The organism is Paenibacillus sp. FSL R10-2199 (genome assembly GCF_038000235.1).
GTDB lineage: Bacteria > Bacillota > Bacilli > Paenibacillales > Paenibacillaceae > Paenibacillus_AQ > Paenibacillus_AQ phytohabitans.
Window position 1 is genome coordinate 45,541 of sequence record NZ_JBBOBO010000001.1, and the last position, 24,416, is coordinate 69,956.

A 24,416-nucleotide genomic window follows, 5' to 3' on the forward strand; every position below is an offset into this window, starting at 1 on the left:
AGATTCTGTCCATTGGTTTCCTTACTCAGATTGTGCTTCAATAGTCGCTCGATGGAAATCGAGTACTCTACCAGAATCGCTCCCAAGGCGATTGGGGAATCGAACCCCAAAGGTGACTCTTACCGAAACGGACCGTACAGGATACCGTGACATACATGCCGGCACTGCGGGATCACCTGAGATCCCCGCCTCGTTACGCCCGCCCGGATAAGAACCGGATGTAGGATGAACGCGCTCGGCGTTATCATCTTACAGGTTCTATCATCGCTGATATCCCCCCGAACGAACATGGCGAAAGTATTACGACGGAAGAATAAATTTCCATGGAGAGTCTTGGGCTGCATAGAAAAAAGCTCAAAGGCAGGGATGGGAAGCCTGCGCTTGAGCTTTTTTGGAGGATTGGGTTCGTATATTAAAATTTATTCATTCGTGGTCCGTAATGTTCATGTTCGGCATGTTCATTATCGCGCTGTTAAATTACCTCAAAAAGAAATAGACCGCCCTGCTCAAGGGAAGCGGTCTATTCTTTGACTGGTTTACCTTTAAAAGCCTCCGCCCTTAAAAGCGGCTATTGCTCCGAGAGTCGTGTTAGCGCACGGCTCTCTTTGTATTATACTTTTTTCTGCCTTTACTACCACAAGCCATTTCATAAAGTAAGAAAACCTCAGTTACATTAATCCAAAAATGAGTAACCTCATGCTGAATGAGTCAATTTCGGGATAGATTCTGCGGAGCCGGACCCCTTCCTCATATGCAGTATGTAAACATTAATGAAATTATACTAAAATAGTATTATCAATGCAGAATCTATAACTTTCTCATTAAGCTGCATAACCGGAGGGAACTAATGAAAAAACATATTCATGTAGTTGGTGCTGTGATCATTGAAAATGAAAAGATACTTTGTGCGCAGCGAGGAGCTAGCAAAGCATTGGCTTACATGTGGGAATTCCCAGGCGGGAAAATTGAGGATGGCGAAACACCACAGTCTGCACTAAAACGAGAGATCGATGAAGAAATGAACTGCACAATCGAAATTGGTGAAGCGATCGAGACCACTGTGTATGAATATGACTTTGGTTTTGTTCATCTCACTACTTTTTATTGCAATCTATTAAAAGGTACACCAACCTTAACTGAACATGTTGCCATACAATGGCTACCTGCTAATGAATTGATGTCTTTAGAATGGGCACCTGCTGATATTCCTGCTGTTCAAAAAGTTCAAGAAACACTGGGGAATTGAAATGGACAATCCCCTTCTACATTTGAACAGTTCTTTAAATTGGGCATTTATTGACCATCAACAGGATTCACCGGATAAATATAAGCCAAAACTATTAATCAATAATAAGGACACCAATGATTACGTGCTTACACCTTTGCTAGAGGAGCTTGATCACTGTTCCTCTTTCATAATTTCTGTTGCATTTATTACGGAGAGTGGCTTAGCCACTCTTAAATCTCATTTAGCTGATCTGAAATCACGAGGAATTACTGGTAAAATTCTAACTTCCAATTATCTAAACTTTAACAAGCCAAAAATATATAGTGAGTTGCTAAAAATAACGAATGTTGAAGTTCGTTTGACAGATCTAAATGGTTTTCATGCTAAAGGTTACGTTTTTCAACATGAAGATCATTCAACAATCATTATGGGAAGCTCTAATCTGACTGCTGCAGCATTAAAAGCCAACTACGAATGGAACGTGAAATTAACATCTTTTAAACATGGGGGCCTCCTTGGGCAGTTCCATAGTGAGTTTGAAAAGGTATGGCTTGATGCTGTTCCACTAACGAATAAATGGATCGAATTATATCAAATTCTTTATGAAGAGGTCCAGCGGGTAACCCGTAATGATCGACTAGCAATGCCCTTCACTCCTGAAAAGTTTCCTCAAACCGTATCTGGTTTAGTCTCACCTAATAAAATGCAGGAGAGAGCACTACAAAATCTAAAAGAGTTGCGCACAACAGGGGCAGTTAAAGGACTTGTTATTTCAGCGACAGGAACAGGAAAAACTTATCTGTCTGCTTTTGACGTCAAAAGCTTTGCTCCAAGCAGAATGTTATTCGTAGTACACCGAGAACAAATTTTGCAAAAAGCTTTGGCCGATTATCAGCGAATTCTAGGCGGTGCGGACAGTGATTTTGGTATTTTATCTGGAAATAGTAAAGAAACAGAGGCCAAGTACCTCTTTGCTACAATTCAAACCATCTCTCAGGAATCGTCATTAAGCAATTTTAATCCTGAGGCGTTTGATTATATTCTGATTGACGAAGTTCACAAAGCCGGAGCACGTTCCTACCTTAAAGTTATCGAACATTTCAAACCTAAGTTCCTACTGGGCATGACAGCAACTCCAGAACGCACTGATGAATTTAATATATATGAACTCTTTGACTACAACATTGCTTATGAAATTCGCCTTCAGGAAGCTTTGGAGGAAGATATGTTGTGTCCATTTCACTACTTTGGCGTTACTGACTTTGAATACAACGGCCAAATCATTGACGATACGACTCTACTCTCCCAGTTAGTCACTGATGAAAGAGTATCTTATGTAATTGAAAAGATTGAATATTACGGTTACTCAGGGGAAGCCATAAAGGGATTGATCTTTTGTAGTCGCAGAGAAGAAGCTATCGAGCTATCTAACATTCTAAATATGAAAGGTTATCGTACAGTAGCTTTGACTGGAAGCGATAGTCAAGAAACACGGGAGCGCTGTGTAACTGATCTTGAATCAGGTAACCTAGACTATATTCTAACTGTAGATATTTTCAATGAAGGAATCGATATCCCTTGTATTAACCAAGTTGTGATGCTTCGTCAAACTCAGTCCAGTATAGTGTTTGTTCAGCAGCTAGGGCGTGGCTTACGTAAGCATCCTAATAAAGAGTTCGTCACGATCATCGACTTTATTGGTAACTATAAAAATAATTATTTGATTCCTGTAGCCCTTTCTGGAGACCAGACTCAGAACAAAGATAATATCCGTCGTCATATGAAAGACACCAGTTATATTAAGGGCATCTCAACCATTAACTTCGAAGAAATTGCCATTCAACAAATTTATCGCTCGATTAGTAATAGCAATCTTACAGCACTTAAGATTCTTAAAGAATCTTACTCTCAACTTAAAAATCGCCTTAATCGAATACCCAAACTAATGGATTTCATTGAAGCAAATTCAATTGATCCGCTTATATTCACTGATGAGCATTCAAGCTATTATCACTTTCTACAAAAGATTAAAGAAAACATTCCCATCTTATCAGAGCACGAGAAGAATTATATAGCGATGTTATCAGCAGAGATTCTTAATGGAAAACGTAAGCATGAAATTGTATTAATAAACTTACTTTTCTCTAAAGATAATGTTACTTCGACGGAGTATATGAATGCCCTTATGGAGAATGGATGCCCAACAGATTCCAGAACTATTGATTCTGTCACACGTGTACTCAACCTATCATTTTTCACAGAACCAACAAGGAAAAAATATGGAGAAACAGCTGTAGTGCAATTCGATCCATCTCAAAATTATGTTTTCCACCCAATGTTGGCTAATTCGCTAAAGAATAATATGTATTTTCGAGAAATGATCTTTGATATTATTCAGACTGCATTTCATAAAAATGAACAGTATGATTGTGGCGAACCCTTAACTTTATACAAGAAGTATTCCAGAAAAGATTCTTGTAAACTTTTGAATTGGAGTAATGATGAGGGCTCAACTATCTATGGTTATAAAACAAAACATCAGACTTGCCCAATCTTTGTAACCTATCACAAACAGGAAGAAATAGAAGCAAGTACGAAATATCAAGAAAACTTCATCAACGCAGAGGTTCTAACGTGGTCAACAAGAAGTAGACGAACACTTGAATCTGAGGAGGTTAAAACGATTCTTGAGGCAGACCGCTTAAAGATCAACCTTCATGTTTTCGTGAAAAAGGATGATGCAGATGGAACAGAATTCTACTACTTAGGTAAAGCACATCCCGATCAATCGAGCGCTGTACAGGCATCTATGCTGGATAAGAATAATGAGTCTATATCCGTTGTGCATATGAATCTGCTATTAGAGAATGCTGTGGAAAGTAAGCTTTATGGGTATCTGACTAAATCTTGAAATGTATCAATAACTAAGGACGTGAATACACCACGTCCTTAGTTAGCCAAAAACATTCAAACTTATAACGGCCAATATATTTTCCTTAACGGTATTAATGTCCGTGTCTCTGAATCAAATTGATCATAGTATTGCGTTACTAACTCCGCGAGCAGGTCCAAGTCTATTAACGATAAAGGGATATTAGATCTTTCCGCTTCATATTTCGCTTCCTTGGTGAATCCACCAGTAGACACATAAATTCCCCGATCGCCTACTCTTAATCCTCCAGTAAAACTACGTATTTGATTAGATCCCATACTGCCTGAACGGTGTTTTACTTCCACTATGATTCTGGGTTCTTCAAGCCCTAGACCATCTGGGGATGCAAAAATATCTCTTCCCCGGTCCGGCCCTTCAGGTGATATTCTCGTCTTGTAACCCATTCCTCTTAGGATGCCCGCAACAAATTTCTGCATCTGCTTCCAGTCTAGCTTAGCAAGCTTATCTTTGATAAATTCATTGGACTTCTCAATAACGTCTTCCTTGATTAGTTCTAACTCCTCAGCTTCTTCCTCCGTCTCAGCTTGCACAGACTCTATGGGTTGACTGTGTTGATTACCTTCTGTCTGTCCGGCTACCATTTGCTTGAGCAATTCCTTCTGAACATCATTCGGGATAGATATAATAGTCATTATGGAACCAAGAGTATTACGAGCGCTTGCCGTCAAAACATCTCTAGATACAGTTCCCTCCCAATCGATTCTGCGAATATGGGGCATATCCGTAATATGATTTGGCTTAAATTCATAATTAGACTTGATTCTTCCTATATAGTAGAGGCGCTCTTCAGGATTATATGTGATTACTTGGTCGTCTAATTTAAATTCACTTACAAAACGAAAAATCTGGCCAGCAGTAATATTGATCTTACCATCCTTATATTCAGGATACGTCACCTTCAAAAGCTTCTTCATCTCTTGCAGTGAATTTACCGCACCAATATCTCCCAATTGGTCCCAGCCAATCGCCACAGCTTGCTTTTCTTTAAATTCATTAATAAGATATGCCCTTTCTCCTGCTCGAACAAGCCACATACTTTTCATAGTTGACCTCCCTCTATTCTTTGTACATGAAGCTTGCGGATCTCGGCATCAGTGATATTAGCCTGAGCCAAACGATCATATATGGTTTGGGCCTGTGCGGCAGAAATGGGAGGTTCAGGAGTTCTCGTCTTCAAATTAATTAGCTTCCTAGAGATAAACTCGCTTAGTTCCACATCATAGACAACCAGTTCGTCCGAATGAATCTTCCGAAGCTCCGGATCAATACTGAACCGACATCTCATCGTGAATGAGATCATGGAGACAAACTTTACTGCCGCTACACCTTTTATCAGACTCTTCATAGCCTTGATATGCCCGTAGTTCTGCTTCAGCGGATTATACATCTTGTAACGGTTGCTCACTGACCATTGCTGATCAACCCGCCCACCCTTAATTTCCCCATTGTAGTTTTTCGTCTCAATGACAAATATGCAGTAGGGAGAAATAACAATATGATCAATCTGAGTGTAGCCTGTTCGAGACTTGGGATTAGGGAGCATTAAATCGCTTAACGATTTGCACTCTTTAGGTAACTGATCCAGTTGGATATTAATTTTATGTTCGCCTAGCTCACCAATTCGTGTGGAGGCCACTTTTGGCTTTGGCTTTGGAGATTGTATCTTCTGCACAGCCTGTGGAAGCTTAGCATCAGACTTTTTGAAGAGAGAGAACAGTGCTTTTAACATAGCAAAACCTCATATCAACTGGATTTACAATATGTATGGTAATTCGACAATATGGGAAGGATTACCTCCCCAAAAACACCAAGAAAAAAGACTGTCGCATGGACAGCCCAATAATAAAGTTTGCATGTATCACTCTTCGTACTGATACCAAAATACTTTTGCAGTATATTCCACAGGACATGTCTTAGTCCGAGAGAACTGGAGGGGCAGTAGAGGCATTTGCAAGTTGCATACCATCCTTAAGCCCTTGTAGATATAAGCGTTCATAAATAACGGATTGCTTCAATTGAAGCTTGTCCTCCCAGCACTCAAACTCTGGCATATGTGCAATGTCCATGGACTCAAATAATGCTTGAAAAGCTTTGCTCTCTTCTTCAAAAGGATGTCTAGGCTCTGAATGATATTCGATCTGTGCGGTAACCTCATTCAATCGACTTTGAATCGTCTGTATAAACCATGCTGGAAAGCTCACCACATCCCCTCCAAGACCGAATTTCAAACGAAATGAAGCTGTATGCCCGCTTTTTTCTTGATACATCTGATTAATGAGTTCATCCACCTTACGGCTCTGAGCCTGAACCGCTTCATTGCTGCTTAGCGGAATCCCCTGCTCCAATGATTTATTTCCGAGTTCATTCAGCTTGCGCTTCTCCTCCTCATAATTATGCGTAAGATGTTGCATCGCACCCTCTCCTTCCTGGGAAAGCTATATCTGTAGACGATGTACAGAAATTTTAATGCGTTTATCGGTTTATTTTATTTTAATTCGATATCCGCATTAAAACAACAGTTACCTCGCATACAATTTGGTTAAATTGTGAGGTGACACGGAAATGAGACATCGCAAAGAGCCCCCAGGCGATAAAAACATCATCGGGACCCGAGTTGTAGCTATTCGAAAAGCTAAACGAATGAAGCAAAAGGATTTTCTCGCCAGGTTGCAAACCTTTGGCTTAGACATCAGCCCAACCAGTTTATCGCGATTGGAAGGTCAATATAGGCTTGTGCAGGATTATGAGGTGGTGGCTATTGCGAAAGCGCTGGAGGTTTCTGTTGGGGAGCTGTTAGAGGGAAAGTGAATAAGTGAAAACAAGAGCATAATAAACATTATTGAAAATCTCCTTGAATCAGTAAAAAAATATAAGATTCTTTCCTACACAAAAGGTGAATAAATGTAAAGTGATATTATTATTTCGGTAGTATAATATTCCAAATTACTTTTTAGGAGAACTGATGGATGGATCAACAAACAATATCTTGGGTATTCAGTGGTATCGGAATTACTGTTATACTTAGCGTTTTTAAATTCATCTTTGTTCCTTACCCAATTATCAGTATTACGCTCGAAGAAAAGGCATTCTTATCTGGTTATCATCGTTTTATAAGAAGATTATTTATTGAGTTTTCTGCAATGATATTCCTCATGTATTGGTCTTTATTACTTCCATATCCCACACAGCAATCGCTTCCAACTTGGATAATATTAATTTCCGGGATCCTACTATTTATTCTACTTAGCTTTTTCTTAGTAATATCGTGGTCTGAGAAAATATTAGTTACCTACCTACAAAAGATAAAAAAAAGTAAATTAGTTCTGTATTTATCTTCCATGCCATTTATTCTATACATTATCATTTTAAGCTCAAATTTCGGTTTTACGCTAAACTGGATATTGAATTACTTTAATAAGTCATTACAGTTAAACCAAGTAAAATCTGTTGAAACTCCGCTTGTATTACCTACCTTTAACTTATATGCTATATTTTTTGCTATAGCTGTTCTATTGTATGCATTATTTAGATTACTCATACAACCAGTTTTATTAATTTTCAATAAAATTTCCAATACAGTTATTATTGCTACAATCACTCTTACTAATGGAACGAAGCTTTATAACAAATACATCTTACGTCCTAGTGTCGATGGAAACATACTTATTGGTGATAAACCTAAAATAACAGTAGATTGCGAGAAAATAATGCTTCCAAAATCGAGCATTTTTCTTATTGAATTTAAAAGAATTTATAAATCAATCGAGGACAAAAATAGTACCACAAAAAGAATTCTTTTACCACCTGATTATAAGTAGCTCAACTTTCGCACTTAAAAAACAGCTTAAGCCCTTGAGTACGTAAAGGAATTCAAAACATCAACTCGTATTTACAAAAAATATCTCGCTTGTATGTATTATGCCAACAAGAAAAGTGGTAACTCTAGGTTACAACATTCCCTGTCTGAACAGTCTCGCTTTCCCACCCTTTCTTCCAGTCTTCACATCGAGAAATCGTACGAAGCCCGATTCTATCGTAACTTGTTGGAACGGGTCTTACGTGTACGATTCACCGCCGATTACGTGCTTATTGGATAGCTGGTTTACACAAGCTCCACTGCTCCGTGAGCTCGCCGCCAAAAGGCTTCCTATGATTGGTATAGTGAAAGAAATGAAGCAACGCCACCTTGTTCAAGGAAGCGAATGATCCTCCGCGAGGTGTTTCAAAGCTTTCCCGCATCGAATGCCAAATACATTAAAAGGCTCGGGCATTGTGCACACCGTCTGTGGTCTGCCCCTGAAGCTTGTGTTTGTCCGCAACCGGAATAAAAACGTAAGTGGCTAGCCTTTTTAAGTATCGTTGTGAGCTGAAATCGTACGAATCTATGGCATGCCCTGGAGTATAGAGACCTTTTTCAAAGTCACCAAAAGTTATTTGAAAATGGGAACTGAATTTCAGGGCCATTTCTTTGACGGGCTGATTATTCATACGACGATTGTATTCAGCCGATATTTGGCAATGGAATACGAACGATGTCAATCAGTGATGACCAAAAACTGGGAGGAATCTTCTTTCTCTTTGTCGACGAGGTCCGCGATCTGGACTAACAGACCGCGCTCCAGCAGCTCATGAGTTTATTTCTCGAAATGTCCCAGGCGAAAACCAAGAAGAACAAAACGGCTGTTTCTTGTTAACTACAGGAATAAATTTCTCAATAATTTGTTTGAAGATTTGAACTGCGAAAGTTGAGTTATTTCTTTATTAATTTCAATAATAATTAACCCAATCCGGCTGATTTTCTCCGACAGTTTTTTCAACAATACTAATCCAGTCCGCGATTTGCTGAAGTTTTATCTGCAATTCCTCAAAGGTAAGATTACCGTCTTCCGCGTCATCCCACAGATTGCTGAGCGCATGTTTAACTCCGTCTTCTGGAAAAAATATTGAATCATGATGTAAATTCATCATAAGGGCTCCTTCGCCATCCTTAGCGCACTTACCATTAATAGCGATATGATTAACTAACCATCCGTCAACTGTCCGCTCTATTCGATAGACGTCCGGATGCCCCCACCTTCTGTTATATACGGAAAAGTTCATTACTTTGTTTAAAGTGTTATCTCCTTTGGTTTCCATCATTTCCCCTCCTCCTCTAATTTCATTCAACAAAGCAGTAAGCATATCATAATGATCGTAAAAATCGATTATATTATTCTCCGGAAGCCTTCCACTATTGATCATCAACCATTTTGATAATATTGGAAGCATTCCCCAATGAAGGATTTGGATTATTGGATGCAAGTTAGAATAAATTTTCCGCAGCCTTGCATGATCAAATGAGAACCCCTTGCTATTTTTATAGTCATCATAAAATCTTCCAAAGGATTTTAAAAATAGGACTTTGGCAGTTTCTAACTGTCCGATTACCTCATGGTGCTTCTTGAGTATCTTTTGGATATCCTCAAGCTTTCTTGGCTTAAGAATAAATTCCCCACTGTTTTGTTCAAAGAAATACTCTAAATTATAAGCGATGTCCCTCTTACGAAAATGAAAAACCGTCTCGATTTCTAATAGCGTATATTCCCTTGACAGTTCATAATCCTCTTTTGAAATTCCACGAGTAATTGAGATTAATAAATTCCTTCGCCTTGCAGTTGTTTCCGTAATCGACATTGTTTCTTCCTCCGTCATCTACATCTGTTGATATTAAAAATCTGGCACCCACCGTGGCACATCTCATAGCTTTCACAGTTTCGACACTTAGAGATGGATTGTTTCTGTACGCTGGGCTTGCTTAATCTCTCACGCATTTTGATGAATTCTTCTCCAAATCTCCATCCATCCTGTAGTGAATGCTTCCTTAAATCAATTCCATTCCCAGAGATATCATTCATGAACGAGCATGGATAAAAGAGCAGTTTTTCTGATATATAACCTGAAAATCTAGCCGCTTCACAGAAATCCACTGTCTCCTTTAAGAGAGATTCTCCCATCAGTGGCAGATACGAAATCATACAACTATCAAATCCTATTTTGCATTTTTTGAATTTTTTTAAGAACTCAAAAAAATCCTTAATTTCATTTCCATCCGTCAGACACAATTCATCTGAGGAATGTACGGGTTTATAATTCAAAAACACGATTGCATTGACGCCTTCTAGTTGATCGGATTGCATCAATTCTATTGCCTCGGGAAGGCTACGTTTATTAAGCATAAAATGAATATTGACTTTAATACCGTATTTTCCAGCTCGTTTAATAACACTCAATGCATCCATGTTGGGTTTATACCAGCTGACAGCCATCGCTCCACAAAACTTTTTCGTTGCCTCATAGATCTCATCCGTCATACCTTGTCCATTTGTTGTGTATGACGGAACAATGTTGTGTTCGCGTGTTTTTTGCAGAATCTGTACAAATTGAGGGTGCTGATTAGGGTTCCCTCCACCCAAAGCCACCTGTAAAACTCCTGACTTTTCTGCCTGCTCCATGACAAGCTCATAATCTTCCAAGCGCATGGAGTAACCATGCCTGTTGGAAGCACGATAACAAAAATAGCATCCAAGCTCGCAATAATTTGTAATTGCTATATCCAGCAGTTCTGGCCCTACTTTGTTATAGAATGGGTCGTTCCCCTCTTTACCATATCTTATAAACGTTCCATCTTCCTTATCAAAACCCAGGATATATCCGCTTTCTTTACAGTTTCGAATCAACCAACTCCCCATCACCAACCCCCGATTTTACCGTTGAAATATATATCTTCTTCACAAACAAGAAAGCTTTCCATACAAAAATATACTTCCGCAGCCGAACTCCCATCTGAACTAAGATTCCCATAATACACCTTTCTGTTTTCTGCCAACAACTTTTCTACAACTTTGACTGTTTCTTCATCGTAGCGTTGCTCTTGCAGAAATTCGGCGATGCCACTATAAGAGGTTCCATACTCCTTTAAATACTGCCTTATCTCCTTCTTATTCTGATCAACTGCTTCGTATAAATCTTCAAAAATCTGATTTATCGCAGATGCCCCTTCGACTCCTATTCCTTTTAAGAAATAATCTTTATTAAGTTCTTCCTTCATTGAAATAATGAAAGAAGTAGATGAACTGTTTGTTACAAAGTCTTGCCTGATCTTCATATGCTAATCTCCTTTAAAGCCAGATTCAGATTATCTAACCCGTTTTCTCCATATTCGATCAGGTTGTTGGCGTTATAGCTAGTCAGTTTTAGGTTGAGCTTTAACAAGGTTTGATGCTCGCTCAGTCGCAAAGTATGAATATCTCTCCAATCTAATAACTCCTGTTTATACAAGTAATCAGCAAAATTTTCATATTCCTCTCGATAGTATGTCATATAATCTTTTTTTAAATCTCTAGCATATTGAAAAAAAGCTCTAAGAATCCTCTTTGTGTAGAATTCTGCAAAGGAATTCTTACGCTGATGCGAAACATCAACTATTTTTTTTTCAAGTTCTTCATAAATAAAATCATCATTAGCAATACAATAATATACACCAGATAGATTTAGTATCCTCATATTATTCTCCGAATTCATCGAGAAGCAATTTAGAAAAAAGCTTAACGTCAATAGAAATGTTCCTACAAAAATTGTTTTCCTGATCCAAACGTTCAATCATCAAATCGTATTCATCGTCCTTCCTAAACTTTTTCAAATGATGCAAAATTTCCTTTACATTACATAATATCAAACTGATTTTATGCACATTCATTTCACTCAGTATGTGAACTGCTACCTCAGGTGATACATCAAAAAGTTTGTGCCATAAATCAAGTGCGCTCCAGTTTTCCAATTCAAGTAAATATATTACTAGTCGATATAGTTCAGAATGATGCACATTCCAATTATCACCACTCACATAATTAGTAATATTTCGTATCATAGTATTAAAAGGCCAGACCGCCTTTGACCGCGAACTGTAAATAGTTTTCTCCTCCCGTTGAACACCAAACATTCTTTTAATAAATGTATCGTACAAGTCTATTTTTTCTGCAAGTACATCCAACGCTTCAAACAGCAAACGAATATTGATATTTTCAAAAAACTCAAAATCATATTTATTTATCAGGTCACGAACAATCTTTTTCGCGTAGTGACCGTTCGTAATAAGCTGCATTTTCCATGACTCCGCATCCTCGGCAGTAAAGTAACTATCCTCAAGTCCCCATATATGCTCCCAATATAGAGTTTCGTACTCAGAAAGACTTTGTATGATTGGCAGTAGCTCATCCTGCGACTCGGTTCGTGCTAAATAAAAAATGTATTTTTGAACTCCTTCTTTGATCGTCAGATTCTCTTCATTCATTTGGCCCCAGAACTCCAAAAAAGCTTGCTGCTCAGCAAGGTGGGTTAAAATATAGTTTGTAATGCAGAAATCCCGGAACTCATCAAATGTAAAGCTGATCACAACGGTGTTTCTCTTTAACATCCCCGTTTTTATTATCTGTTCGTCTTTAAATATAACCTCATTATCAAGCATTTTATAAAGCAACGCTTGCTCTGATTCATTGAAAATTCCAGATGGGATATTAAAGAACAATTTTTCTCGAATCATGTACTCCGAAATTTTATCAAGCAGGGTATTTAAAGAGTCTTGATAATTTAATATCTGTTGATTTTTTTGATATTCCAGTGATTTAATAGCCAAATAACTCTTGAAAACATCATATTTGTAAACATCATATACATAGATTAGCTTCTTGTTTTCGTTCACCTCACAAAAAAATCGCAACAGCAATATATCATTCGTTAATGCGTCATAGAATCTATTCGTTAATGTATTTTCCCTAATTGTGATCCTGAAAAAGCTTAGATAGCCCCGGAATATCCGCTCCTTGAAATCGTTTCCTCTTTGCCACATATCGATATGTTGATAAGCACTAGAATACATCCCTTCTTCAATCACCGCAAAACGCTCCTCAAGGAGCTCATTTCGTGTGGTCATAATCACCTTAATATATGGATAATTATTACATTCCTCAAGGAAATCCCTTATACACTGACCAAAGTTCTCCACAACTGTGTTCTCATTTAAGCCGTCTATGGTAATTACAAAAGGCCTTTGGCTGCGTTGCCACTCACGAAGTAAAATTTTATTTGCATAGAGAAATGAACAACTCCCGTCTAGAGATAATTTTTGCTTTATGAAACTCATTGGATTCTCTCTAAAATCATAGGCATTAAAATATAGTGAGCAATAATTTTTTCTTATTAGAAAATTCAATGCAAAGTCGCATACAAAATTTGTTTTTCCCTGCCCAGCATCTTTGGTTAGTAGAATATATTTTTTTGTTATAAAGTCGATGTTATCTTTCATATCAGATAAGTAATATTTAACGGAGTTGTCAAGACTGTTCTGTCTGACATCAAAGTACTTTTCTAGGTTCTTGTATGACTCATTATTCTTCCCCAAGTCATCTAATAAGGAAATAGCATTTGAAATTCTGTCCTTAAGATGGATAGATACCTTTTCCAAATCTATTGATAAAAACTCCTCCGTAAAATCGGAAAAATCAATGCCCTCTTTGCCAATACTTTTTAGGTAAAAATTCATACTTTTAAAATCAATAATTTTCACATCATTGATTGCCTTTTTCAAAAACAACAGGGGATCAGCGAAATATCGGAGATTTTCTTTATATCCACCCTCTTCCACAAATATGTCCGCAATATACTTTTTACTTCTCACATTTTTCTCGATCTGGCTTTTTGTATATTGGGTACAGGTCTCTTTCAGCAACATCTGATATTCATTTGGTTTAAAGTTTTCTTTCATTAGCAAATCCTGAAACATTTTCACAGATGACAAACGTACACCAAGTGCGCCTCTACTATTATAGGCCTGCATTTGGAGAATACCCACTACTCTGTTATCGCAGAAAACTGGAGAACCAGATAATCCTTCGTAATTATCAGCTGCTCCACCCGTAATTGCTGATAGATAATAATCCCAATCAGTTTCCATTAATGGAGAAAAATTAAATCCAGATCCTTTCATATGATGCTCATGCTGTTGGGACGTAATGAATCCCCTAACGGACCAGGGAGATGCTTCGTCTAAAATTTCATCATCCGAAAAAACATCTGCTACACTGTATGTATAATCAGATTGACTGATCTCCATCAGTACTGCAACTTCATTCCCTTTTAAAATGTAAGCCTCCATCTCTTTATCATCGATACATACCATATGACGGTCTCCGCAGGCCACATGTTCTGCCGTTAAGACAAGATTTGGTGCAATTATAATTCCAGTTCCGTTTTGGATACGCTCGCCTTGATAATATGATTGTACCCTGACAATATAATTCTCCATATAATTCTCCTTAGAATTCGATTCGCCGTTGTGCAAATACCACAGAATAACCATATTGATCTTGCATATTGAGTAATTCTCTTTTTTGTCTGATTTCATAATTAAAATATATATTTTTATTTCCACATAAAATGGCTCTTGCCAGCAAATCATTTTCCGGATGTCGATTTTGTTTTCCGCCGTCTGTAGAAACAAAAATCATTTTACCCTTTGTCTTTTCTAGTAACGTTATATTTGGCTTTGTTGTACCGTGGTGTGATAGCTTGATGACATCATATTCGTCTGTCAGATAATTTGCCCAGTTATCGCTATCCGAGTCTCCTGCAAATAACAGTCTTAGCCCCTTATATTCAATTTCAATTACAATCCCTGCATTGTTGACATCATTCATTTGCGCTAGTGTAGAAGTTCCTATCCAATGTTCAAGCCGCGCCTCGGAAGCGGATATGTATTCCTCGGAAATACCAGGCTCTATTTGTAGTTCCATTAAGCGTTCAAACAAACGAGCAAACTCCACATGATCTGAAAGTTCATAATTGATACCAAAGTTTTTGATCAACTCAATATTTAGTTTATGTGCCAATCTCTCTAACAAAACTTCGTTTGGAGATAACACAATTATTCTACAGTCACCAATTTTAATGGCATCATTGACCAAATGACTTCTACTATCAATACTTCTTTTGATGACCCTATCATCAAACTGCATGTTTAACTGATAACCGTTCTGAGCGCATAGTTCCTCAAAGCATTTGCTATGAACTGCCGATATTGGGCCAGCATCACCATTAATCTGCATGGATAACTGACCCAATACTATCTCCATCCGTTTCTTTTGCAAATCCCCAATTACAGACCGTCTTCTCTCTTGAAATTCATCCCGCATAAACAGCGTGTTGAAAAATCCGTTAAACCAAATATTATTTACCTTGATGATGCGAGGCGTGGATGAAGAACCGTTCTCACGTAAAAATTCAATTGCTCCTTCTATATGATCCTGATCTATGTGTGTAATGAGCATCAATATTACCCGGCATCCCTTTTGGTTTAACTGGATCAACAAAGGTTTCAGTTCGTTTTCGTATGTGGATTTGTATCCGCAGTCGACAATGATACATTCCCTATTGTCAAATTCTATTACACAACAGTCTCCCGCTTTGGCGGGAAGAAAGTGTACAATACAATCGCTCATAGTAAGCCCTTCTTTCGATTGACTGTTAGCCAGTATGCTTTTACTTCATTACGATTTATGGAAAAGTGATTATTTATTAAGATTATCACAATGCCTTTAATACTAAAATATTACAAAATTAAAGTAATTTTCATATATAATTTCATTAATTTTTTAGCGTTAATTTTTTAAATAAAAAGGATATTAAACTTAAAAAAAAAACTACTTATGAAAGGAATATGGATATCTGGATCATACTTAATCTCCAGCTCGGATTGATACCAACTGATAGCGTTCGTTTCAAAACCTCAAGTTGCTGCTCTAATTCTCTCCATGACATGTAATCCCGCTCCATAACAAAACAGAGGAAAGGCTTGCTGGCTCCAGGTTCCCCCCGCTCCATTCTCCCATCCTCAATCTTTTTCAATCGATGATATAACTCTCCATCACTCTATTAGCCTTATCCTGAAATCACAACCGAACTTTGCAAAGCCAATCTCCTTTGCAAGTACGCCTTCAGATGAGGATCTACACAGTAGATATAGCATCCCTTCGTTCCCCGGGTCATTAAAGTCCTGTAGGTGTTTCGAATAATTTGATCGGCCATTCGGAGCGCCTCATCCTTATCCTTCTTATACAAGGTCTTGAAGCCAGAAAGAGATTTATCCGTCTTCGCACGTTTGAACGGGTCGGTGACGATACGGCTATTCTCGTAACGCATATCTTCCCCAATGATCACTCCGACATAGTCAAATTCAAGTCCCTGTGAAGTGTGGATGCAGCCCACTTGTTCGATGGATTCAGGGTCGATTGCCCAGGTCGTTGTATTGTTCAGGTTCCAGCTCATGAAGAATTGATACTGATCTAACTGAATGTCATGAACGCCAGGATTGCTCTTTCCATCCGTCTTCCAATCCCAGCAGTATCCGGCAAGCATTCTTGCCTTATTATTGATCTGATTCTTGCTGAAGATTTCGTCCCGTAATTCATTCGGGTCATCATAGAGTCGAATGTCATAGTCGAAATCGAACCCATCTGCGTTTGCCGTATCACGGATATCGAGTACATCATCGAGCCATGCCAGATATCCATCTGAGCCATTGCACCGGAATTGAGAAGCCAAGGTCAGCTCGGTGATATCCGCATCCATTTGCTTCGCATAATGACTAATCTGCTCTTTACTGCCAACATCGTGCATCGCGATCTTCTGATATTCATCGATGAAAAATACAGAAAACCGGGCAGCGCGGATAATCTCCATGGTTTGATTAATCCCTTTATTCTTGAACAGACCCGACTTTTCATTTAAGCGATGCGCCTCGTCCACAATCAAGCAACCGAATTCATCAGGCAATGCTTCATAATACACACCTGATCCCTTAAACAAGTTATCTATGAACGATTTTTTTACGTTTTGCTGCAGCTTTTTCATGTATACCGCACGAGGTGCACTATTCTTGGTTACATATTGGCAGACTAGTTCTCTTGCCGTAAGCTCTACCAAAAGATTAATTCCGAGAACCGACTTCCCTGTCCCTGGTCCGCCTTCGACAATCAGGACTTGTTTCTTGCCCGACTGTGCTTGCTGCGCCAATCTTAATGCTTCCTCATATACTACCTTCTGATCGTCTATCATAATGAATTCTTGATTTCCCCGTAGCATACTGAGGAGTGAATCCTGCAGTGATTTAGAGGGTTTAATTTTGCCATGTTCAATGAGGTAAAGCGACTTACTTCTATCGGTTTTTTTAATGAAAGTCGAAATAAACCCTCTTAACTTTAGAGCATCTCCCTTAGAGAAGACAGGAGCCTCCTCCAGATATTGATTGTAGACAGGATGCAATAGAGGATCGTTATCGGTCTGTACATAATTATGTAAATAAGCGCAAGGATAGAGTTGGACCGCTTCGTTCTGCACGGTCTCGTTATATTCGCTAATCAACCTTGCGTAAGACCATGCCTGAAAAGAAGGATGCGGCGTTCTAGTCTTTGTTCGATTAAAGTAGGTTTTAACAAGACCATCCGAGTCCTCAACCGTTTCAACTTCTGTCCATTGCTTAAGCTCAATAATGACGACGGAATATTGATCCTTTTCGTTCAAGCCCGTAATCATGAAGTCGACTCTTCTCGAGGTCGCTGGAATTTTATATTCAATCGCGATTCCTACGTCATCTGGAATGGTCGATGTGTTTAATACTTTATAAAGGTAGTTCATGGAATTGTTCCAAGCGTTGATTTCGCCCATGGAAACTCTGCCGACTTTTTGGACGTACTGGTTATGAATCTTTACCGCAATGCTGTCTTCGGTCACATCATTCATAAATTGCTGCTTGGTCGATTCATAGATAATCATGGAGTTCTCCCCTATTCATTCACTGCCGCGTACTTTTTTTCGAACTTCCCTTAGAACTGGATACCGGATATTTCTCTGCGTTTTTGTTTATTTTCTGAAGGATGGCATCCTTTACGTCAATATTTAAATCATGAACGAGCGTTAGCGTGTAGATGAGAATATCAGCGATTTCGTCCTGCATGTCGGAGTAATGTTGCTCTATGGCTTGCTGGCTGTTCTTCCATTGGAAGAGTTCCAGCAGTTCACTCGACTCTAGCGAGATAGAGAGAGCCAGATCTTTAGGATCATGGAATTGCTTCCAGTCCCTTTCGTCACGGAATTGGATGATTTTCTGGATTAGTTCGTCCATATGTACCCCCATCATGTTGGTCAAATTCAATTTTCCACAATTTCTCTGTACGCAATAATGATAGCACAGCCCAACCTAAAAAAGGAAAAGGTATCCCGGAAAGCTGTTTTAATAGCTTCTTGGGATACCTTTTAATGTTTGCTTGTGAAAATCAGTAAAGTAAATTAACTAATAACTATTCTTCATTATGTTTATATAGTTTTATTCCATCGTCCACACCGTGAACGGGAGCCCTACTATATTGATATATCTTTCCGTTTTCATTGCGATAAAAATATCTAGAACTTCTATCATCATTAAAAATAACAGTTGTACTCACCAGAGGAGCTTTACCAATTTGAGTATAAATTTTATATATATCATTATGGTTATACCCTTTTTTCTCTAACAAGTACGTTTCTACTTCGCTCGTTGTTTTATCATTGAATATTTTTAATCCAGCGAATCCTAAAGCGCAAGCCATCAGAACAATCACTAGGAGTATTATTTTTATCTTCTTCATAATAAATCCCCTTTTTATGTAATAGTTTGATATTTTAGGTTTACATCTCCCGGATTATAGATATGATACACACGTTCAACCTTATAACTACCTTTTTCACGGTAGTATCGGTAATTACAACTATGTTGGCTCTCCTACAAACGCCTCGTTAGCTCCCGGTGATATTATTCATATTCGATTTGATGTAGATGGTCTTACAAGTGTAAATTCAGTGGTAGATTTTGAATGTAAATTATATCTTAACGGGAGTGATTAGCTTGAATCAAAATGACGAATCAATAAGATGGTTTATAGAAACAATGCATTTCGAAACAATGAGAGAGGCGCATGAATGGGCATATACTGGCGCATTTAATGAAATTGGAAATTTATATGAAGGTTATATAACAACAGATGAAAAAATAGCGTATGCTTTAGTCTTTGAATTAACTAGAATAAATACTATTCGTGGTTTTCGTTGTAATATATATTGTGATTGCGATTTTAACGTTAAACCAATAGTCTATAAAGTTTGGGTGAGTAAGTGAGTTTTCAGGCTAATTAGTTCTTTCAGTGTTAGTATAGTTTTATTTACATTTTTAAAAATAGTATGTTTTATATGAAAGAATTAATCCCACTATACTAACAGCACAGAAAGTGGTTTAGAAACTGAGGGAACAGACACGTCATTATCCTCCTTATCGGTCTATTTAAGTTAATTAACCTTTACGATGAAGCCGGTAAGCTATGCGTAGTAAGTAGGTGATGAGTACATAACCTTTTACACATACCCATCCTCAGGTTCACCAACTTCAAACCCTAACACTTTAGTTGCTTCTGATTTAAACGCTCCAATCCAAGAATCCCAATCACTCTTATTCATCTTTGCATAAAATGACAATCCACTTGGCTCAACGGATGCCTGAATATAAACATCATCTTCTTCCTGCCCAAACCAGTGTGGAATCCCATCTATGTACCCTTTCCAACCAGGCATAAGCTCATATATATTAGCAACTGTATTCCATACTTCATCAGGCAGATGAGCCCATATAGTCAGATTACAATGATGAGAGGTTATTTCATTCATTTGCCTTCCCCCTTAGTCTTACAACATATACAAAATAAATCTTACGCACTTCCATCACATCGTATCATATGTTGGAATTCCCTTCCTATCATTCGAGGCTCAATCGAGTTAATTATCCACTTGCAAAAAGGATTATTTTTCTATATTTTTAAATATAAAGTAACCATTATCATAAAATAAAAAAGGATACTCACTAATGAAAAACAAAATGTTATTACTTCTTATATTGTTATCCGTGTTGTTTGTAAGCTGTGACATCAAAATTGTAAATGAGCCTCAGGCGGAGGAGCTTTATAACCCCCCTTCAATCCGGTTAGAAATTGCAGTTATTGGTGATGTTCCTTTTGATAACATTAGAAATCTAAGCTACATACCAAAAAGCCTCAACGATATTATTGAAGATACTAATATAAATTATGATGGCTTAATCATTACAAAGGATTATCTGGCTGAAGCAGCCAAGCAGGAATATAAAGATTTTTTCAGTAACATAACATATCCGGTATTTTTCATGGGGACTGAGAATCTACTGACGAGTGTATTTCATGACGACAGATTAACTCTTGAATCTGCAAGAATAAATGGTTTTGGAGCTCATGTATCCGGATTTGTTCTATTAGAGGGCAAGTTTCAGCAGTGGGGCTTGTACTTACCAAATAACCCTACTGAACAAGATATGAATAGAGATATGATTTTAAGAATCTCCAATATATTAGAAGATTTCAAAATCCTACGCAGTAACATGAAAACTGCAACTTAAATTCACCCTATAGTGGTGCACGGCAAATCCCCCCACAACTACTTATTGATGTCCAGAAGATGTCCTGCCATCCCTGGCCAGACAAACAGAAATACCCTCTCCGTAAAGAGAGGGTACCCTTATTATCTGCTCTTATACCATCAACTCATAGAAATACTTAGCGAGATAATTCCATATCTATAACGTTAATTGCTTGGTTTGCATTCATGTTCTCACCAGCTTTCGAGTTATCTATGTTCCTCAGGCTCCCCCATCTCAAACCCCAATACCTTTGTCGCTTCAGATTTAAACCTTGCAATCCAAGAATCCCAATCACTCTGATTCATTCGGGCAAAAAATGATAATCCGCTAGGCTCAACGGATGCCTGAATATAAACCTCATCCTCTCTTCCTGCCCATACCAGTGTAGAATCCCATCTATGTACCCTTCCCAATCAGGCATTGTGTGATTTTTGTTTTGCTCACCTTGTTAGATGCGTTCAATTCAGATTTTTAAGAGGGGCAAAGTTCAATAAGGGGTCGAGGTGGCATCGGTACTGGTCCCAATAAAGGCTTTATCACACGTATCCTCACTTTATCAACTGCAGGTGCTGCATCAACTCCAGCACTTATTGCTTTCAAACAAAATTACTGAGGGTCATAATCAGAGAACCCCGATATCAGAACTCTGGACCCCTTATTTACGCTATCCACCTTCCAAGTACCGTTCGTGAATACAAGAGTGACCGTCCGGTCTTCTGCATATTGATCTTCTCCTGTAAGACCATTCGCCAGTATTACGGATTGTGTAAGTGTGGCAGAATGCTTGCTAGTATAAATAGGTGAAGTGACAGGTGCTTCATAAGTCCCCGCTGTGTTTAAGCCTTTGTTCTGAACAAGCGACTTAATTAACCTATCCGTGAAATACGGCTGAAAGGTTGAATTTACATTTTTAATTGAAGATACCTTTGATGCTTGGTTTAATTTATCCGATAGTAGTTTCAAGCGTGAGTCAGTAATTTTGTTTTTTTCCGGAATTTGATTAGACGGGGACTCCATATTGACAATGAGTCCCTTGTTACCTAACGTTACTGTTGCATGTTTAGACAGTTGGTCCCACGATACAACTGCTCCTAACGACTGACTAACAAAACGAAGCGGGACATACGTTGTTCCTTGGATGACCTGTGTCGCAGTATCCAAATCCACATATTCCCGGGATGGTGTATCTGGAGTTTCACTCGATGGAGCAGATTCAATAATTACTCGTTTGAAATTTGCGGCAAGCCATATGGTTGAATTACCATTTTTGATTTTAATAACTTTATCCGCTTGAAACCATTGCAAACTTGCACCAAGATTTTCGGAGACAGCACGTAAGGGGACTAATACCCGACCGTTGTTTATTTGACCATTGTTAATCGTAGTAGATGTTGGTACCTCTGCCGCGTAACTAGGCTCTGTTGTTAAAGGCAGCAAAAGAAGTGCTGATGAAAGCAAAGAAATCGTCCATTTTTTTATCATAATATAACCTCCTCATAATAAGTTCGCCTTAACTATACTCACGCTTCCCCATTCCTAACACTTTTCGACTATCCAATATTTGTACACCATATATTGAAATGAATCCATAGTACGTTCTGTTCAAAATTATGATTTGAATGCAAAAAGGCAGCCTCACGTGCTAGACTGCTTTCTTTGAATTGAATAGAGAATTATTGATTATAATTATATTACGCAACTTTCGCAGCTTGAAATTGGTATAAACCGATTAATGGAGCAGGCGTGAACCAGCTAAAAGAGAGGGCGATCTTCCTTAACTACTCTTATCCCATCAACTCATAGAAATACTTAGCTTCCTGGGTCTTGTAGAGACTATACCAGGCCTTCAATTTGTCTGGAGCCATTACATCCAGGGCTTTCAAGACATGTACAGTGAATTCTAGCGGCGCTATTCCAGAGGCAGTGATCAGCTTGCCATCCGTTACAGCAGACTGCATCTGGTAGAGCTCTTCGCCGGTGTACGCAGGACAGATCATTTTGAGGTACTCCAGATCATTGCTTGTATGCGGGCGTGAATTCAGTAATCCGGCCTGGGCAAGCCCCATGGTAGCCCCACAAATCGCTGCCACTAATATATCTTCCTGTATACATCTCGCGGCAAGTTGGAGTATGGGCTCGTGGATGGCTTCAGTCCATGTCTCTCCACCGGGTAGAATCAAGGCATCTGTGCTTGTAATGCTGCACTCATCCACCGTGGTGTCAGGCATTATTGCCAGTCCGCCCATTGTAGTGATCAGCGTCTTCTCATTGGCTACGGTTACTATTTCAGTGGGGGCTTGCCCCTTCTTGTAATACCTTCCCGAGTTCAGTTCGGCAGTTAAGTACCCTATCTCCCAGTCTGCCATGGTGTCGAGCACATATAGATATACCTTATTATTCATTTGTACGTCCTCCTTCAAGTCCTTTCCTCTATTATAAAATAGCTTCACTGACAGCTGCTGTCAGTGAAGCTATTTTAGCTGAACATATAACAAAGACGCTCCGAGACTCCTCCCGAGCGTCTTTTTGCCTTCTTTTATAGAAGATAACCCCTTAGTTCTTCCCCCCATACCCCTTATATGTAGCGTAAACGGCATTGGCATATTGATCTGCCAGAATCGGACGGCCATAGGAATCGGTAGCGCCCGGATACCAGTTGTCGCCTCCGTTATAGTGCAGCAATCCGTTATAGATATCTCCGAATCTGACAATCTTCTCATTCAGGATCAATGCGCCCAGGTATACCTGATCCTGTTCGCTGCTGTGATTATACGCGCGGCCGAATTTGGCGCTGAATTGTGAGGCATAGGCACCCCGGGTATTAGGTTCGACCTGCATCAATCCGTCGCCGGCGGATGGGCTGCCCGGCAGGCCTGCTCCGAAGCTGCTCTCCTTCTTAATCACCGCACTCAGCAGCAGTGCGAAATCTCCACCCTTGCCATAAGCATTGTCTGCATTCACGACATAGGTCCAGATTTGGCTGGGAACCTCGGCAGGTTTGGTTACCGAAGGAGGCTGCGAACCGGTATAGATCTTAACCGAAGTCATCTTGTCATTGACACTGTCGCCAACCCAGGAGGAATCTGCTGTATAAGTCCATTTGGTTCCGCCAAAGTTATCATTCTCATAGACTTCAACCGTCCAGCCGCCGGGAACCTTAAGCGAAGACATCCAGTCATTCGGAATGCCTGCAGCATTCAGCTGGGACAATACATAATTGCCTACTCCCAGGGTTACCGCCTTCCCGCCATAGTTGATATCTGCATAGAATGTGACTCCGTTTGTTGCTGGGGGTGTGGTTGGTGTAGGTGTAGGGGTCGGTGTTGTTGTTGTTCCGCTCTTCCATAGTGCAGGAACATTAGGCGGCTCCCAGCCTGTGAGGGAAGTATGGGCCTGAAGACAGGTATAGGTACTTCCGCTATAGGTTACTGTATCATTTACTGCATAAGCCGTATTAGGAGCCCATGCTCCTCTGGCGGCCGCGTTTGCCTGCGGTAAGGCTGTGAAGAACAGGGACAGGAATATGGCTGCAACTACCAAAAGGGATAAGGCTCTGGCTGGAACTTTTTTAATCAATCACTTAAACCTCCTTTATTTAATTTACCGGTTTCGCCCATTAGGCGAACCACAGGTATATTGTATTGTCGTTTGTGAAAATAATTCCATCAATT

At 39.1% G+C, this 24,416-nt stretch carries 23 protein-coding genes and 1 pseudogene; 8 read left to right on the forward strand and 16 right to left on the reverse strand.

Annotated features, from left to right (window positions below):
* Window positions 1–391 precede the first annotated feature (391 nt).
* The 3 genes from NYE33_RS36400 (at window position 392) to NYE33_RS00185 (ending at window position 4,139) form a co-directional block, all read left to right on the forward strand.
* Entirely contained in the window at window positions 392–496 is a 105-nt protein-coding gene (locus tag NYE33_RS36400) for a putative holin-like toxin (protein ID WP_445669769.1), read from the forward strand.
* 351 nt (window positions 497–847) lie between these two features.
* Complete coding sequence (locus NYE33_RS00180) at window positions 848–1,246, forward strand: (deoxy)nucleoside triphosphate pyrophosphohydrolase (RefSeq protein ID WP_341064293.1); 399 nt, start codon at window positions 848–850, stop codon at window positions 1,244–1,246.
* A 1-nt stretch (window position 1,247) separates the two neighbouring features.
* Entirely contained in the window at window positions 1,248–4,139 is a 2,892-nt protein-coding gene (locus NYE33_RS00185) for a DEAD/DEAH box helicase (RefSeq protein ID WP_341064295.1), read from the forward strand.
* 62 nt (window positions 4,140–4,201) lie between these two features.
* Here the strand turns inward: NYE33_RS00185 and NYE33_RS00190 are convergent, their stop codons facing one another.
* From NYE33_RS00190 to NYE33_RS00200, 3 genes are all read right to left on the reverse strand, one after another.
* A complete protein-coding gene (locus NYE33_RS00190; RefSeq protein ID WP_340948002.1) occupies window positions 4,202–5,224 on the reverse strand; it encodes a restriction endonuclease in 1,023 nt (340 codons plus the stop codon).
* Complete coding sequence (locus tag NYE33_RS00195; protein ID WP_340948004.1) at window positions 5,221–5,910, reverse strand: nuclease-related domain-containing protein; 690 nt, start codon at window positions 5,908–5,910, stop codon at window positions 5,221–5,223. The genes NYE33_RS00190 and NYE33_RS00195 overlap by 4 nt, the downstream gene beginning before the upstream one ends.
* A 184-nt stretch (window positions 5,911–6,094) precedes the next feature.
* The gene (locus NYE33_RS00200; RefSeq protein WP_340948005.1) at window positions 6,095–6,592 is read right to left on the reverse strand and encodes a hypothetical protein; all 498 of its coding nucleotides are present in this window, start codon (window positions 6,590–6,592) and stop codon (window positions 6,095–6,097) included.
* A gap of 151 nt (window positions 6,593–6,743) precedes the next feature.
* Here NYE33_RS00200 and NYE33_RS00205 point away from each other — a divergent pair, with 151 nt between their 5' ends.
* The 3 genes and pseudogenes from NYE33_RS00205 to NYE33_RS36405 all read left to right on the forward strand — a co-directional run.
* Entirely contained in the window at window positions 6,744–6,989 is a 246-nt protein-coding gene (locus tag NYE33_RS00205; protein ID WP_341064296.1) for a helix-turn-helix domain-containing protein, read from the forward strand.
* Window positions 6,990–7,147: 158 nt separating this feature from the next.
* Entirely contained in the window at window positions 7,148–7,999 is an 852-nt protein-coding gene (locus NYE33_RS00210; protein WP_341064299.1) for a hypothetical protein, read from the forward strand.
* A 202-nt stretch (window positions 8,000–8,201) separates the two neighbouring features.
* A pseudogene (locus NYE33_RS36405) lies at window positions 8,202–8,930 on the forward strand (IS4 family transposase); the annotation flags it as partial.
* Window positions 8,931–8,948: 18 nt separating this feature from the next.
* On the opposite strand, the gene NYE33_RS00215 reads toward NYE33_RS36405, so the two are convergent.
* The 9 genes from NYE33_RS00215 to NYE33_RS00255 all read right to left on the reverse strand — a co-directional run bounded on the left by NYE33_RS00215 (window position 8,949) and on the right by NYE33_RS00255 (window position 18,895).
* Complete coding sequence (locus tag NYE33_RS00215) at window positions 8,949–9,854, reverse strand: hypothetical protein (protein ID WP_341064301.1); 906 nt, start codon at window positions 9,852–9,854, stop codon at window positions 8,949–8,951.
* Between the two features lie 14 nt (window positions 9,855–9,868).
* Window positions 9,869–10,909, reverse strand: a complete 1,041-nt coding sequence (locus NYE33_RS00220; protein WP_341064303.1) for a radical SAM protein — start codon at window positions 10,907–10,909, stop codon at window positions 9,869–9,871.
* Window positions 10,909–11,325 (reverse strand): hypothetical protein, encoded by a 417-nt coding sequence (locus NYE33_RS00225; RefSeq protein ID WP_341064306.1) that lies wholly within the window; start codon window positions 11,323–11,325, stop codon window positions 10,909–10,911. The genes NYE33_RS00220 and NYE33_RS00225 overlap by 1 nt, the downstream gene beginning before the upstream one ends.
* Complete coding sequence (locus tag NYE33_RS00230; RefSeq protein WP_341064308.1) at window positions 11,322–11,723, reverse strand: hypothetical protein; 402 nt, start codon at window positions 11,721–11,723, stop codon at window positions 11,322–11,324. Before NYE33_RS00230 ends, NYE33_RS00225 begins: the two co-directional genes overlap by 4 nt.
* Window position 11,724: 1 nt before the next feature.
* A complete protein-coding gene (locus NYE33_RS00235; protein ID WP_341064310.1) occupies window positions 11,725–14,520 on the reverse strand; it encodes a serine protease in 2,796 nt (931 codons plus the stop codon).
* Between the two features lie 10 nt (window positions 14,521–14,530).
* Window positions 14,531–15,712, reverse strand: coding sequence for an MBL fold metallo-hydrolase (locus NYE33_RS00240; protein WP_341064312.1), 1,182 nt, complete (start codon window positions 15,710–15,712; stop codon window positions 14,531–14,533).
* Window positions 15,713–16,151: 439 nt separating this feature from the next.
* A complete protein-coding gene (locus tag NYE33_RS00245; RefSeq protein ID WP_341064314.1) occupies window positions 16,152–18,044 on the reverse strand; it encodes a DUF2075 domain-containing protein in 1,893 nt (630 codons plus the stop codon).
* A gap of 19 nt (window positions 18,045–18,063) precedes the next feature.
* On the reverse strand, window positions 18,064–18,393 hold the full coding sequence (locus NYE33_RS00250; protein ID WP_341064315.1) for a MazG-like family protein: 330 nt from the start codon (window positions 18,391–18,393) through the stop codon (window positions 18,064–18,066).
* Between the two features lie 175 nt (window positions 18,394–18,568).
* Window positions 18,569–18,895 (reverse strand): DUF3139 domain-containing protein, encoded by a 327-nt coding sequence (locus tag NYE33_RS00255; RefSeq protein ID WP_341064318.1) that lies wholly within the window; start codon window positions 18,893–18,895, stop codon window positions 18,569–18,571.
* Between the two features lie 257 nt (window positions 18,896–19,152).
* Between NYE33_RS00255 and NYE33_RS00260 the strand changes: the two genes are divergently transcribed.
* Window positions 19,153–19,422, forward strand: coding sequence for a hypothetical protein (locus NYE33_RS00260; protein ID WP_341064319.1), 270 nt, complete (start codon window positions 19,153–19,155; stop codon window positions 19,420–19,422).
* A 233-nt stretch (window positions 19,423–19,655) separates the two neighbouring features.
* Here NYE33_RS00260 and NYE33_RS00265 read toward each other — a convergent pair whose 3' ends face one another.
* Entirely contained in the window at window positions 19,656–19,964 is a 309-nt protein-coding gene (locus NYE33_RS00265; RefSeq protein WP_341064321.1) for a hypothetical protein, read from the reverse strand.
* Between the two features lie 196 nt (window positions 19,965–20,160).
* Here NYE33_RS00265 and NYE33_RS00270 point away from each other — a divergent pair, with 196 nt between their 5' ends.
* Window positions 20,161–20,724 (forward strand): hypothetical protein, encoded by a 564-nt coding sequence (locus NYE33_RS00270; protein ID WP_341064323.1) that lies wholly within the window; start codon window positions 20,161–20,163, stop codon window positions 20,722–20,724.
* Window positions 20,725–21,351: 627 nt separating this feature from the next.
* Here the strand turns inward: NYE33_RS00270 and NYE33_RS00275 are convergent.
* The 3 genes from NYE33_RS00275 to NYE33_RS00285 all read right to left on the reverse strand — a co-directional run bounded on the left by NYE33_RS00275 (window position 21,352) and on the right by NYE33_RS00285 (window position 24,321).
* Window positions 21,352–22,227 carry a copper amine oxidase N-terminal domain-containing protein gene (locus NYE33_RS00275; protein WP_341064324.1) on the reverse strand — a complete coding sequence of 292 codons (876 nt, stop codon included), beginning with the start codon at window positions 22,225–22,227 and terminating at the stop codon, window positions 21,352–21,354.
* A 302-nt stretch (window positions 22,228–22,529) separates the two neighbouring features.
* Entirely contained in the window at window positions 22,530–23,147 is a 618-nt protein-coding gene (locus NYE33_RS00280) for a type 1 glutamine amidotransferase family protein (protein WP_341064325.1), read from the reverse strand.
* A gap of 151 nt (window positions 23,148–23,298) precedes the next feature.
* Window positions 23,299–24,321, reverse strand: coding sequence for a carbohydrate-binding protein (locus tag NYE33_RS00285; RefSeq protein ID WP_076248107.1), 1,023 nt, complete (start codon window positions 24,319–24,321; stop codon window positions 23,299–23,301).
* Window positions 24,322–24,416: the final 95 nt, after the last annotated feature.